Genomic DNA, 12,852 nt, shown 5'->3' with positions numbered 1-12,852 from the left:
GAGCGCTGGGGGGGCGGGGGTGGTACGACGCCTGTACGGTGATCAGCCGGCCGGTGCGCTTCCCTCGGTCGGGCCGGCGGGCCGGGGCGGGGGTTCGGTGCGGGTGTGCTCCAAGTGGCCCTGTATGTGCGGCTCTTGGTGACGGTCCGGTTCCGGGTGGACGACGCGGACGCCCGCGGGTCCGGCGGCCGGGAGGGCGGCGGGCCGCGCGTACCCGCCGTTCGGCTGCTGCCCCTGCCTGGGCTGTTGCGCCTCGGCGAGGCCGATCCCGCGCTGGAAGGCGGCCATCAGTCCGGGGTCGTGCCCCCCGAGGGTGTCGCCGTCCTGGCGCGGTGCGGGGCCGCCGCGGAGCTGGGGGACGAGGTTCTCCTGGGCGCGGCGGCGCGGCAGCCGGGGTCTGGCCGTGGTGCCGCGCACGGTGTCGACGCGCGGTGTGGGCATGACGCCCTCGTGCTCCTCGACCGCCGCCCGGTGCCGGGCCCGGATGCCGGGTGCGGCCTCGGCGGGGGTGGGGCGTTCCCGGTGGTCGCCGCGGGCGGGGAGCGGCGGCGGCCCTTCGTCGGGGATGTCCTCTTCATGGCCCCGGGCGCCGGTCTCGACGAGGTCCGTCCGCACGTCCCTCGCCGGTACCGGGGTTCGCCTCACCTGCGCGGGCAGCGCCGGCGGCACGGAAGGGGCGAAGGGCGGGAGCTGTTCCTGCGGCTCCGCGGGCGCGGGCGTGCCCAACAGGACCTGGGGTACGACGAGTACGGCCTGGACGCCGCCGTAGATGTTGCTCTGCAGCCGTACGCCGATGCCGTGGCGGCGGGCCAACTGGGAGACGACGTAGAGGCCGATGCGGCCGTCGGCCAGCAGGCTGGCGACGTTGACCTGGTCGGGGTCGGCCAACAGGGCGTTCATCCGGTCCTGTTCGCCGAGGGGCATGCCGAGCCCGCGGTCCTCGACCTCGACGGCGAGCCCGGAGGTGACGAGGTTGGCGCGCAGCAGCACCTGGGTCCCCGGGGCGGAGAACACCGTGGCGTTCTCGACGAGTTCGGCGAGCAGGTGGATGACATCGGCGACGGCGTGGCCGCGCAGTTCGCCGTAGATCGGGGGCACCAGCTTGACCCGGGAGTACTGCTCGACCTCGGCGATGGCGGAGCGCAGCACCTCGGTCATGCTCACCGGGTTGCTCCACTGACGCCGGGAGACGGCGCCGCCGAGCACGGCGAGGTTCTCGGCGTGCCGCCGGATGCGGGTGGCCAGGTGGTCCACGTGGAAGATGCCCTTGAGCAGGTCGGGGTCCTCGATCTCGTGTTCCAGGTCGTCCAGGATCGAGATCTCGCGGTGCACGAGGGACTGGAGCCGGCGCGCGAGGTTCACGAAGACCTCGAGCTTCTGCTCGCTGTCCGCGTGGCTGGAGAGCTGGGCGGCCCGCACGACGGCGGCGACGGCGCCGTCGTGCGCGCGGGCCAGGTCGGCGGCGAGCAGTTCGAAGTCGTCGGCGTCGGTGGGCGGCCGGCGCCGGGCCGAAGGCTGCGGCGGTGCCTCTCCCCGGCGCAGGGCGTCGACGAGTTCGTGCAGGTCGGCCTCGCCGCGAGCGGCGGTGCGGCGCAGGGCGTCGACGCGGTCGGCGACGGTGCGGGCGGCACGGTCGGCGGCCACGGCGGCGATCAGGATGCCGGCGACGGCGACGGTGACCGCGCCGCCGAGCACGGCCCACAGGACGGGACCGGTGCGGGCGCCGGTGGAGCGGACGGTGAACAGGACCGCGGCGGTGGCGGCGAGGGCGACCGCGAGCGGCGGCAGCACGGCGAGCCGCATGAGGTGGGGCCGTATGTGCGTCTCGGGCAGTGCGGGAGCGGGTCGGGCGACCGGCCGCCCGTGCCGCCCGCCCTCCCGGCGGTCGGCACGGGCGGCCGGTGCGCGAAGGTGAGACATCTGCGTCCTCGTACTGGTCCGTCGGGCCTGGGTCGGACACTCACGGTAGTCGCCTCCGCCTCATGCGTGAGGGGCAGTTGCCAAACTCCCCCACGAAGCGTCCCGCTCTGGTATGAGGCCCCGCACGAAAGACCGATGACCGGGCCGGCCTCACCTGGACCGTCCCGAAAAAGATCGATAACACCCGATCAAAAGCAGTCAGAGAGAACGAACGGGTCGAGGGGGCGCCACCCTGCCCCAGGTCCCGACTCCCGCCCGGTTCACGGCACTTGCCCCTGCGCCACGCGGCGCGGTCCCGCCCTCCTGTCGCCTTCCGGATGTCACGGAGAGTACTTCCCTGGCCTTGGCAGGTGCGACGTTCGACGGCGGCCCGCACCGTGCGCGTCGCTCCGGTCCGTTCTCCCGGCCGGGCAGGCAGGCAGGCAGGCAGGCAGGGCGCCCCCTCCACGGAAACGAGCGGAAAACGCCTCAGCCGCGCTTCGGCGGCTCCGCGACCAGGGCGCCGACGGAGCCCCAGGTGCGGCGGACCTCCCCGGACACCCCCCGCCACCATGCCTCGGCCGGGAGCTTCCCGGCGGGCTCGAAGGGCTCGCCGGGGTGGGGCAGGGCCACCGCCTGGCCGGCCTCCTCGGCCACCTCCTTCGTCCACTCCCCCGGCTCGGCCCACGCGTGCGGGGCGAGGTTGAAGGTGCCCCAGTGGATCGGCAGGAGGACACCGTGCGGGGCGCCGCCCTGGAGGTCCAGGTGGGCGCGCAGGCCCTCGTCGGGACGCATGTGGATGTCCGGCCAGAACTCGCTGTACGCCCCGATCTGCACCATCGTGGCGTCGAACGGCCCGTGGGCGGCGCCGATGTCCTTGAAGCCCTCGAAGTAGCCGGTGTCACCACTGTGGTAGATCCGGTTCTCCTCGCCGGCGACGGCCCAGGAGGCCCACAGGGTGTGCTGGGTGTTGCGCAGGCCGCGGCCGCAGAAGTGGCGGGCCGGGGTGGCGGTCAGGGTGAGCCCGCCGACCCGGGTCGACTCGTGCCAGTCGAGTTCGCGCAGCCGGTCCGGGGAGACGCCCCAGTGCTCCAGGTGGGCGCCGACACCGAGCGGCACGGCGAAGAGGGTGTCGGTGCCGGCCAGCGCCTTGACGGTGGGCAGGTCGAGGTGGTCGTAGTGGTCGTGGGAGATCACCACCACGTCGACCTCGCCGAGCGCGGCGAGCGGCAGCGGCACGGGGTGCAGCCGCCTGGGTCCGGCGAACGGGAACGGGGAGCAGCGCTCGCCCCACACGGGGTCGAACAGCACCCGGTGGCCGTCGATCTCGGCGAGCACGCTGGAGTGGCCCATCCAGGTCAGCCGCAGACCGGTGGCCGGCGGCCTGGCGAGGTCGGCGAAGGTGGTGGCGTGCACCGGGACCGTGCCCCGGGGCGCGCGCAGCGGCCGGGTCTCCTTGTCGAAGAAGACCTTCGCGAAGTCCAGCGCCGAGCCCGAGGGCCGGGTGCGCGCGGCGCCGCCGGGGTTCTGGAAGACGCCGTCCTTGAAGTGCGGGGAGCGGCGGATGCGGGCCAGGCGCTCACCGCCCGGGTCCACGCCGAAGGCCGCCGGGCGCGGCACACGGGGCCCTGAGGTCGAGGAACGCGGAGCGGTCACGGTACCTCCCGGTGGAGTGGTGGGCCTTCCATTATGGTCGGCGCCCCGCAAGGTCCGGACCGGGATTGAACATCCTCCCGGGCTCCGTGCAGGCGGTGCACCCGCCGGCGGACGACGAGACGGCGGCCCGCGCCCGGCTCCCGGATCGGCTTCGCGGTCGAGGCGCCGGCGCGTGAACCGGGTTCGGAGCGGGGGGACTTGGCGGCGCGGCTCTGACAGGGCCGGCCCGTCGCCCCGCGGCGACATGTGCCCCGCCCCGCGCCAAGTGGCGTGCGAGGCGGGGCGGTTGCCGTTCCAGGAGGTCGGTCAGGCCACCGAGGCGATGCGCATCCGGATGTCCTCGGGGGACAACGCGCCCTTCGCCGTGACGTGGTCGCCGGAGGACTCGCCGCGCAGGCGGCGGCCGATCCACGGCACCAGGTGCTCGCGGGCCCAGTGGACGTCGTCGCGGCGGACCTCCAGGGTGCCCCGGGGCGGCAGCGGCGGCCACGACTGCTCCGGGTCGGCCGGGATCTCCAGGCCGAGCGCCTGCCCGGCGCGCAGCGCGACGCGGGTGTGCCCCTCGGGCGAGAGGTGCAGCCGGTCGCTGTCCCAGGCCCGGCGGTCCTGCACGGACCTCAGCGACCACAGGTCGAGCACCGGGCAGCCGTACCGGTCCGCGATGGCCCGGACATGCCCGTTGTACGTGGCGATCTTGCCGCGCAGGTGCTTGAGCAGGGGGACGCCCCGGGTGTCGAAGCCGGTGGTCACCATCACGGTGCCGGCGGCCTCGGCGAGCCGGACCACGGCCGCCTCGAAGCGCTCGGCCACCTCGTCCGGGTCGGTGCCTGGCCGGAGGATGTCGTTGCCGCCCGCGCAGAGGGAGACCAGGTCCGGGGCGAGTGCCACGGCCTGCGGGACCTGGTCGGCCACGATCTGGTCCAGCAGCTTCCCGCGCACGGCGAGATTGGCGTACTGGAAATCGCCCTCGGGCCGCCGATCGGCGAGCAGTACCGCGAACCGGTCGGCCCAGCCCACGAACGCCCCGTCGGGGCCGGGATCGCCGACGCCCTCGGTGAAGCTGTCCCCCACCGCCACGTACGACCCGATCACTGATCTGCTGTCATTCTTCGAATCGTCTGCCACGTCGGACCATGATTCACCTCGGGGTGTGACTTACGCGACCGTAGGAAAGGGTTGACGAACGGTGAGATGAGCCACTCCGGAAGATTCCCCGATTCAGGAATACGGCCGCCGCCGGAGCTGTTCGAACCTCAGATGCGCCGCAGCCGGATCACCGTGGCGTCCAGGTCGCCCTTCAGGCCCACCCCCAGCCCGTGGTGCAGCAGGACCGCCCCGCGATGCACCTCGCCCGTCTCCCGGCACGCGTACGACGCCGCCGGGTCGAGGCCGCGCAGCCGCAGCGCCGGCACGGGTTCGCCGTAGTGCTGCGCCTGGAGCCAGGCGAGGACCACGGTCTCGTCGCCCAGGACGTACTGCACCGCGCCGAGTCCGGCCGTCGGGGGCCGCAGCCGGTACAGCTCGCCGCGCTGCACCAGCGGCCGGATCTCCTTGTACAGTCCCACCCACCGCGCGGCCTCGGCCAGTTCCTCCGCGCTCCAGCGGCCGAGGTCGCCGCCGATGCCGAGGACGCCCGCCATGGCGCTGACGAAGCGGAACCTCAGGCTGCTGACCCGCCCGTTGAGCTGGGTGTTCGGGCTGTCGGTGACCCACGCGGCCATGACCCGGGCCGGGTGCAGCTGGCTGAAGCCGTGCTGGATGGCGAGCCGGTCCAGCGGGTCGGTGTTGTCGGAGGTCCATACCTGGTCGGTACGGCGGAGCACCCCGAGGTCGATCCGGCCGCCGCCGCCCGAGCAGGACTCGAAGGCGACACCGGGGTGGGCGGCGCGCAGCCGGTCGAGGAGGCCGTAGAAGGCGCGGACGTGGTCCACCCACAGCCGCTGCGGGTACGGCTCCCCGGGCCAGCCGGCGTCGGTGAAGCACCGGTTGAAGTCCCACTTCACGAAGTCGACCGGGGTGTCGGAGAGCAGGGCGTCCAGCCGCTCCCACAGGTACTCCTGGACATCCGGCCGGGCGAGGTTGAGGACCAGTTGGTTGCGGAACTCGGCGCGTCGGCGGCCGGGTTGGTGCTGCACCCAGTCCGGGTGGGCGCGGTAGAGGTCGCTGTCCGGGTTGACCATCTCCGGCTCGACCCAGATGCCGAACCGCATGCCCAGCCCGTGGACCTGGTCGGCGAGGGGCTTGAGGCCGCCCGGGAAGCGGTCGGGGTTCGGGGTCCAGTCGCCGAGTCCGGCGCGGTCGTCGGTGCGGGCGCCGAACCAGCCGTCGTCCACCACGAACAGCTCCACGCCGATCGCGGCGGCCCGCCGGGCGAGTCCGGACTGCTGCTCCGCGGAGATGCCGAAGCCGGTCGCCTCCCAGGAGTTGAAGAGCACCGGTCGGTCCCGCCCGGCGTCCGGGATGACGTACGCGCGCTGATAGGCGTGCCAGGCACGGCTCGCCCCGCCGAAGCCGCCGTCGCTGAAGAGACCGGCGAAGACGGGGGTGGTGTACGACTCCCCGGGTGCGAGGAGCAGCAGGCCCGAGTCGTCGTATCCGGCGCCGCCGGTGATCTGCACGCGCGCGTCGGGGAGTTGGGCGACGGCGATGCGCCAGGAGCCGGACCAGCCGAGCGCACAGCCGTAGACCTCGCCCCGCTCCTCGGTGGCGTCGGTGTCGAGGGCGACCCAGGGCAGGTGCTGGTGGCCGGTGTGCCCGCGGCGGCTGCCGATGATCTGCTCGCCGTAGGTGAGGGGCGCGGTGACGAGCCGGGACTCGGCGGCCCAGCGGCCGTGCAGCCGGGACAGCCGCCAGGCCTCGCGGTCGGGCAGCGTCCAGGTGGCCGCGTCGGCGCGCAGCAGTTCCACGGACGCGTCCCCGCCGTTGCACAGGCTCACCCAGCGCTCCAGGACATCGCCGCGCATCCGGTAGTGCAGGGTGATCGCGAGCCCGCCGTCCGCGAACCGCAGCCGCAGCCCGTCCCCTTCGCCCTCGCCCTCCCCTTCGCCCGAGGCGTCGCACGGGGCGCCGCCCGGGGTGTCGTACGCCATGTCGTACGAGGCCGCGCACGAGGTGTCGTACGACACGAAGCGCCACTGCGTGCCGCGCCGCTCGCCGGTGCGCACGGACAGGGCGGGGCGCACGAAGCGCGGGCCGCCTTCGACGGGGTACTCCTCGCGGCCGTCGAGCGGGGACTCGAAGGGGCGGTAGGCGGGCAGCGGGCGGGCGGCGAGGGCCTCGGCGTCCGCGAGCGTGATCCGCGGCCCCCAGTGCAGGTGCACCAGCTCGTCCGCGGCGGTGAGATGCAGGGCATAGCCACTGTTGGGCCCCGACAGCAGCCAGGTCCGGCCGTCTTCCGCGATGTCCGTCATCAAGACCTCACAGTCGCCAACGGAAACGCTCACGTACGCGCATCATCGGCCCCGCCCGCCCCTGGTGACAATGCCTGTGGACAACTCATTGCCCCACGAAACCAATGCCGTATGGTCGACGCAACGCCCGCCGCGAACCGTGACGGCGGGGACCGATCGGGAGGAGCCCCCGTGACGCAGCAGGTCCCGTCGACCGAGCCGAAGCTGGCCGGTGTGCGCAATTTCCGTGACGTCGGCGGGCTGCCGACCGTGGACGGCCGTCGGCTGCGCCACGGCGTGCTGTTCCGCAGCGGCCACCTGGCGCACGCCACCGCGCAGGACGCGGCCTTCCTCTCCTCCCTGGGCCTGCACACCATCTTCGACTTCCGCAACGCGGCGGACCAGAAGCTTGAGGGCCCGGACGTCGCGCTGCCCGGCGTGCGCAACGTGAACCTGCCGCTGAGCGACCCGGCGGACGGCGCCGAGTTCTGGAAGATGGTCCGCGACGGCGACCTCGACGAGCTGCGCGCGATCCTGGACGACGGCAAGGGCGCGGCCCGGATGGTGGCCTCGTACCGGTCGACGGTCCGCAACCGCACCAGCGAGCACTCCCGGGTGCTGCACGCGATCGCCGAGGACAGCGTGCCCGCGCTGATGCACTGCGCGGCCGGCAAGGACCGCGCGGGGATCTCGATAGCCGTCACGCTGCTCGCCGTGGGCGTGGAGCGCGACGCGATCGTGGCCGACTACCTGGAGTCCAACGCCAAGCACCGCCGTTACAAGGTGCAGCGCAGCGGCAGTGCGGAGAGTGCCTACACACCCGAGGTGATGGAACTGCTCAGCCCGCTCTTCGACGCGCGCGCCGAGTACCTGGCGGCCGCCTTCGACAGCATCGAGGAGACCTGGGGCAGTGTGGACGGCTATCTGGAGCAGGGTCTTCGGCTGACCCCGGGGACCCGGGAGCGGCTGCGGGCGCGGCTGGTGGACTGACCTGTCCGGCGCGCGCCCGCCCCGGTCGAGGGGGGGGGCTCAGCCCTTGCCCCCGACCGCGAACAGCAGATAGAGGAACCCGGCGAGGACGTGCCCGAGAGCGATGTAGATGATCAGCCGGACCCACAGGGAACGGGGGAACTTGGTCTCAAGGTTGCTCATGGCAGCTCTCCGTTCAGGTGCCCCAGGCACAGTGCGGCCGTGGGACTCTGCAGCAGGGTGTGGACGAACAGCAGTTCCACGCCGTCGGGGTCCTCGGCGGCGAGGCGGTGCGGGGTGAGTGAGTCGAAGTGGGCGCTGTCGCCGGGGGCGAGCAGATGCGTGGCGTCGCCGAGACGCAGCCGCAGCCGTCCCTTGAGGACATAGAGCCATTCCTCACCGGGGTGGACGCGCACGATGTCGCTCTGCGTGCCGTACGGCGCGTGCACCCGCAGGGCCTGCATCCCGCGGCCGGGTGCGCCGGCCTGGAAGTAGGTCCAGCCGGCGGCCCGCGTCGCGTCCATGTCGGCGGCCCGGACGATCGCGTTCTGGTCGGCGACCCGTTCGCCGAGGAGTTCGGAGACGGTCGTACCGTAGATGCGGGCGAGCGCGAGCAGCATCGGCAGCGAGGGCTGCCGCTGCCCGGTCTCCAGCCGGGACAGATGGGCCGGCGAGAGCCCGGCGTCCCGGGCCGCGGCCTCCAGGGTGAGACCGGCCCGTCGGCGCAGTGCGCGCAGCTGCGGCGCGACGGCGGGCAGATCGCCGCCGTGACCCGCCGCCGGCGATGCGGCGTCTGAGGCGTTCATGCCTCCATTCAGCCTGAGCTTTGCCCCACGGGCAAATTTCTTGCCTCAGAGGCAAACCTCTAGGCGGCCTCACCCCTGCTACGATCAACCTCAGCTTTTGAACACGTTCAAAGCATGGGGGTTCGCATGTCTCGCACACCCGACCGCGCCGCGTCCGGCCATGACGACTCACCGGCCACGTTGCTCGGCCCCACCTCTCTCGTCCTCGGGATCGTGGCGGCCCTGGGGCTCTGCCCGCTGCTCATGCTGTTCCCGCTGACGGCGCTCGCGGGCGCGCTCGCGGTCACCCTGGGTCTCGCCGGCGTCCACTACGCCCGGCGGGGGGTCGGCAGGATGTGGCCGGCCGCCACCGGCACCGTTCTCGGCGCGGCCGGCTTCGCCTACCCCTGGGTGCTGTTCATGGTCATGTTCTGACCGCTCAGCGATGCGCGACCGCCTGTTTGATCAGCGTCTTGCCGAAGTCCCACATCAGGCCGCCGCCGTTGTGCGCGTCGTCCATGACGGCGGTGAAGCCCTCGACGAACCGGTCGACGTCCGCCTCGCCGAAGACGAGCGGCGGGATCAGCTTGATGACTTCGAGGTGGTCGCCGGAGACCTGGGTCAGGATTCGGTGCCGTTGCAGCAGCGGTACGACGACCATCTGGGCGAACAGGCCCTTGCGGGCGGCCTGGAGCATGGCCCAGCGGCTGCGCAGCTTCAGCGAGGACGGCTTGCCGAACTCGATGCCGATCATCAGGCCCCGGCCGCGGACGTCGGCGAGCAGCTCGTATCGGTCGATCAGCTCGGTGAGCCGGGACTTCAGCAGGTCGCCCGTGGTGCGCACGCCCGCGACGATCTGCTCGTTCTCCATGACCGACAACACGGCGAGCCCGCACGCCATCGCCTGCGCGTTGGAACCGAAGCTCGCCGAGTGGACGAGGACGCGGTCCATGGACGAGTAGACCTTCTTGAAGATCCAGTCCTTGCCGAGGGTGGCGCCGACCGGGACGTAGCCGCCGGACAGGGCCTTGGCGACGCACACCAGGTCCGGTTCCACACCGTCCTCGTGCTGATAGGCGTAGAAGTCGCCGGTGCGGCCGAGGCCGATCTGCACCTCGTCGGCGATCAAGAGCGCCTTGTGCTTGCGCAGCAGCTCCTGCGCGGCGCGCAGATAGCCGGGTGGTGCCTCGTGCACGCCCTTGCCCTGGATCGGCTCCACGATCAGCGCGGCCACGTCGCCCTTCTTCAACTCCCTTGCCAGGGCGTCGAGATCACCGAGCGGTACGGCGGTATCGGGCAGCAGCGGCGCGAAGCCGTCGCGGAAGCCGGTCTCGCCGTTGACGGACAGCGAGCCGGTGGTCAGCCCGTGGAAGGCGTGCGCGCAGTACAGGACGCGGGGCCTGCCGGTGGCGTAGCGGGCGAACTTCAGGGCCGTCTCGACCGCCTCGGTGCCGCTGTTGCCGAAGAACACCCGGTCCAGGTGCGGGCTGTGCGCGAGCAGCCGCTCGGCGAGCAGTCCGGGCAGCGGCTGGCAGTCGAACCGGGTGAGGTCGGCGAGGTCCAGGTCGAGGACGTCGTGCAGCGCCTTGCGGACGACCGGGTGGTGGCGGCCGAGGCCCATCACCCCGAACCCGGCGAGCATGTCCAGGTAGTCGTTGCCGTCGGCGTCGAAGAAGTGGGCACCCTCGGCGCGCTCGTAGACCTTGTCGAAGCCGATGGTGTGCAACATGCGCGGGAGCTGCGGGTTGAGGTACTTCGCGTGCAGCTCGTATCGCTCGGCTCCGCGCTCGGCGAGCAGGGCGCCGAGGTCGAACTCGGTGGTCATTCACTCTCCTTGACTGCGCCGTCGACGTCCTTGACGGCCAGGCTCCCACTGATCCGCCCGGCGATCTCCACGGGCGTGAGGCCGATGTCGGCCAGTACTTCACTGCGCTTGGCGTGCGGCAGGAACTGGTCCGGGATGCCGAACAGCCGCACCGGCACGTCCACCCCGGCGTCCGTCAGGGCCTGTGCCACGGCCGAACCGACGCCGGACGCACGGCTGTTGTCCTCGACCACGGCCACCAGCCGGTGTCCGGCGGCCAGTCGGGGCAGGTCCGGGTCGACGGGTTTGACCCACCGGGGGTCCACCACCGTGCACCCGGCGCCGCCCTCGGCGAGGAGTTCGGCGGCCCTGAGGCACACCGGTGCCATCACCCCGACGGCCACCAGCAGCACCTCCGGCCGCTCGGCGCGGTGCAGCACGTCCATGCCGCCCACCCGGTCGAGGGCCGGGATGTCCGGGCCGACCTTCTCCTTCGGGAAGCGCAGCACCGTGGGCGCGTCGTCCACGGCGACCGCCTCGCGCAGCTGGGTCCGCAGCTGCGCGGCGTCGCGCGGGGCGGCGATCCGCAGGCCCGGCACCACCTGGAGGAGCGACATGTCCCACATGCCGTTGTGGGAGGCGCCGTCGGGGCCGGTGACGCCGGCCCGGTCGAGGACGAAGGTGACCCCGCAGCGGTGCAGGGCGACGTCCATCAGCAGCTGGTCGAAGGCGCGGTTGAGGAAGGTGGCGTAGAGGGCGACGACCGGATGCAGTCCGGCGGTGGCGAGCCCGGCGGCGGAGGCGACCGCATGCTGTTCGGCGATGCCCACGTCCCACACCCGGTCCGGGAAGCGCTCGGCGAAGGCGCCGAGGCCGACCGGGTGCAGCATGGCGGCGGTGAGCGCGACGACGTCCTCCCGCTCCTCGCCGAGCCGCACGATCTCCTCGCCGAACACCGAGGTCCAGGACGGCCCGTCGGAGGAGGAGAGCGGTTCGCAGGTCAGCGGGTCCATCACGCCGACGGTGTGGAAGCGGTCCAACTCGTCGGCGAGCGCGGGCTCACAGCCGCGGCCCTTCTCGGTCAGGCAGTGCACGAGGACCGGCCCGTGGAAGCGTTTGGCACGGCGCAGCGCGGACTCGACGGCCCCGATGTCGTGTCCGTCGACCGGGCCGACGTACTTGAGGCCCAGGTCCTCGAAGAGACCCTGGGGGGCGAAGGCGTCCTTGAATCCCTTCTTCGCGCCGTGCAGGGACTCGTAGAGGGTGGCGCCGACGACGGGCGTCCGCTGGAGCGCCTCCTTGCCCCAGGCGAGGAACCTCTCGTAGCCGTCGGAGGTGCGCAGGGTGGCCAGATGGTCGGCGAGGCCGCCTATGGTGGGGGCGTAGGAGCGCGCGTTGTCGTTGACGACGATGATCAGCGGGCGGTCCGGCGCGTCCGCGATGTTGTTCAGCGCCTCCCAGGCCATGCCGCCGGTCAGCGCGCCGTCCCCGACGACCGCGACCACATGGCCCCGCTCCCCCTTCACCTGACGGGCCTTGGCGAGGCCGTCGGCCCAGCCGAGCGCGGCCGAGGCGTGACTGTTCTCGATGACGTCGTGCTCGGACTCCTCGCGCGAGGGATAGCCGGACAGGCCGCCCTTGCCCCGCAGCTTGGAAAAGTCCTGACGTCCCGTCAAAAGTTTGTGGACGTACGACTGATGACCCGTGTCCCACAGGATCCGGTCGACCGGTGACTCGAAGACCCGGTGCAGGGCGATGGTCAGCTCCACCACGCCCAGGTTGGGTCCGAGGTGACCGCCGGTGCGTGCGACCGCGTGCACCAGGAACTCGCGTATCTCCTCGGCCAGTACGGCGAGTTCGCCCCCGGACAGCCCCTTCAGGTCCCGCGGTCGCCGGATCGTCTCCAGAATCGTCACGTTCGTGGCCCCCTCTCGCTCCGTGCAGTTACGTGGACTCATTTCATCCGCTCGGCGAGCCGCTGTGCCTCCTCGATCAAGGTCTCCACGATCCGGGACTCGGGGACGGTCCGCACGACCTCACCCTTGACGAAGATCTGCCCCTTTCCGTTGCCTGAGGCAACTCCTAGATCGGCTTCACGGGCCTCTCCCGGGCCGTTGACCACACAGCCCATCACCGCCACCCGCAGCGGCACTTCGAGGCCGTCGAGCCCCGCGGTGACCTCGTCGGCCAGCCGGTAGACGTCCACCTGGGCGCGGCCACAGGAGGGACAGGAGACGATCTCCAGACGCCGCTGCCGCAGGTTCAGCGACTCCAGGATCTGGGTGCCGACCTTGACCTCCTCGACCGGGGGCGCGGACAGCGAGACGCGGATGGTGTCGCCGATGCCCTG

General features: G+C 72.4%; 11 protein-coding genes. 2 read left to right on the top strand and 9 right to left on the bottom strand.

Annotated elements, in window-relative coordinates; translation table 11 throughout:
- Positions 1-42: 42 nt before the first annotated feature.
- The 4 genes from ACWDD7_RS25135 to ACWDD7_RS25120 all read right to left on the bottom strand — a co-directional run bounded on the left by ACWDD7_RS25135 (position 43) and on the right by ACWDD7_RS25120 (position 6,965).
- Complete coding sequence (locus ACWDD7_RS25135) at positions 43-1,920, bottom strand: sensor histidine kinase (RefSeq protein WP_450459011.1); 1,878 nt, start codon at positions 1,918-1,920, stop codon at positions 43-45.
- Between the two features lie 468 nt (positions 1,921-2,388).
- Complete coding sequence (locus tag ACWDD7_RS25130) at positions 2,389-3,555, bottom strand: MBL fold metallo-hydrolase (RefSeq protein ID WP_450459010.1); 1,167 nt, start codon at positions 3,553-3,555, stop codon at positions 2,389-2,391.
- A 306-nt stretch (positions 3,556-3,861) separates the two neighbouring features.
- Positions 3,862-4,647: an SGNH/GDSL hydrolase family protein gene (locus ACWDD7_RS25125; RefSeq protein WP_351872748.1), complete on the bottom strand. Its 786-nt coding sequence runs from the start codon at positions 4,645-4,647 to the stop codon at positions 3,862-3,864.
- A gap of 161 nt (positions 4,648-4,808) precedes the next feature.
- Positions 4,809-6,965 (bottom strand): alpha-galactosidase, encoded by a 2,157-nt coding sequence (locus tag ACWDD7_RS25120; RefSeq protein WP_450459009.1) that lies wholly within the window; start codon positions 6,963-6,965, stop codon positions 4,809-4,811.
- Between the two features lie 171 nt (positions 6,966-7,136).
- On the opposite strand from ACWDD7_RS25120, the gene ACWDD7_RS25115 reads away from it, so the two are divergent.
- Positions 7,137-7,934, top strand: coding sequence for a tyrosine-protein phosphatase (locus ACWDD7_RS25115; protein ID WP_351872673.1), 798 nt, complete (start codon positions 7,137-7,139; stop codon positions 7,932-7,934).
- Between the two features lie 39 nt (positions 7,935-7,973).
- Here the strand turns inward: ACWDD7_RS25115 and ACWDD7_RS25110 are convergent, their stop codons facing one another.
- The gene (locus tag ACWDD7_RS25110) at positions 7,974-8,096 is read right to left on the bottom strand and encodes a DUF6126 family protein (RefSeq protein WP_450459008.1); all 123 of its coding nucleotides are present in this window, start codon (positions 8,094-8,096) and stop codon (positions 7,974-7,976) included.
- On the bottom strand, positions 8,093-8,719 hold the full coding sequence (locus tag ACWDD7_RS25105) for a helix-turn-helix domain-containing protein (RefSeq protein WP_351872667.1): 627 nt from the start codon (positions 8,717-8,719) through the stop codon (positions 8,093-8,095). Before ACWDD7_RS25105 ends, ACWDD7_RS25110 begins: the two co-directional genes overlap by 4 nt.
- Before the next feature lie 126 nt (positions 8,720-8,845).
- On the opposite strand from ACWDD7_RS25105, the gene ACWDD7_RS25100 reads away from it, so the two are divergent.
- Complete coding sequence (locus tag ACWDD7_RS25100; RefSeq protein WP_351872664.1) at positions 8,846-9,133, top strand: hypothetical protein; 288 nt, start codon at positions 8,846-8,848, stop codon at positions 9,131-9,133.
- 4 nt (positions 9,134-9,137) lie between these two features.
- On the opposite strand, the gene ACWDD7_RS25095 is transcribed toward ACWDD7_RS25100, so the two are convergent.
- The 3 genes from ACWDD7_RS25095 to ACWDD7_RS25085 all read right to left on the bottom strand — a co-directional run.
- Positions 9,138-10,523: an aspartate aminotransferase family protein gene (locus ACWDD7_RS25095; RefSeq protein ID WP_450459007.1), complete on the bottom strand. Its 1,386-nt coding sequence runs from the start codon at positions 10,521-10,523 to the stop codon at positions 9,138-9,140.
- On the bottom strand, positions 10,520-12,418 hold the full coding sequence (gene dxs / locus ACWDD7_RS25090; protein ID WP_351872658.1) for a 1-deoxy-D-xylulose-5-phosphate synthase: 1,899 nt from the start codon (positions 12,416-12,418) through the stop codon (positions 10,520-10,522). Before dxs ends, ACWDD7_RS25095 begins: the two co-directional genes overlap by 4 nt.
- 38 nt (positions 12,419-12,456) lie before the next feature.
- On the bottom strand, positions 12,457-12,852 hold a 396-nt coding region (locus ACWDD7_RS25085; RefSeq protein WP_450459006.1), incomplete at its 5' end, for a flavodoxin-dependent (E)-4-hydroxy-3-methylbut-2-enyl-diphosphate synthase.

Source organism: Streptomyces sp. NPDC001056 (genome assembly GCF_053598955.1).
The sequence above is the reverse complement of the archived record's forward strand: the minus strand, read 5'-3'. Positions and strand labels throughout refer to the sequence as shown.

Excerpts from the sequence above, each read along its gene's own strand:
- ACWDD7_RS25135 (WP_450459011.1), bottom strand. The coding sequence starts at position 1,920 with ATGTCTCACCTTCGCGCACCGGCCGCCCGTGCCGACCGCCGGGAGGGC.
- ACWDD7_RS25120 (WP_450459009.1), bottom strand. The coding sequence starts at position 6,965 with ATGACGGACATCGCGGAAGACGGCCGGACCTGGCTGCTGTCGGGGCCC.
- ACWDD7_RS25110 (WP_450459008.1), bottom strand. The coding sequence starts at position 8,096 with ATGAGCAACCTTGAGACCAAGTTCCCCCGTTCCCTGTGGGTCCGGCTG.
- ACWDD7_RS25105 (WP_351872667.1), bottom strand. The coding sequence starts at position 8,719 with ATGAACGCCTCAGACGCCGCATCGCCGGCGGCGGGTCACGGCGGCGAT.
- ACWDD7_RS25100 (WP_351872664.1), top strand. The coding sequence starts at position 8,846 with ATGTCTCGCACACCCGACCGCGCCGCGTCCGGCCATGACGACTCACCG.
- ACWDD7_RS25095 (WP_450459007.1), bottom strand. The coding sequence starts at position 10,523 with ATGACCACCGAGTTCGACCTCGGCGCCCTGCTCGCCGAGCGCGGAGCC.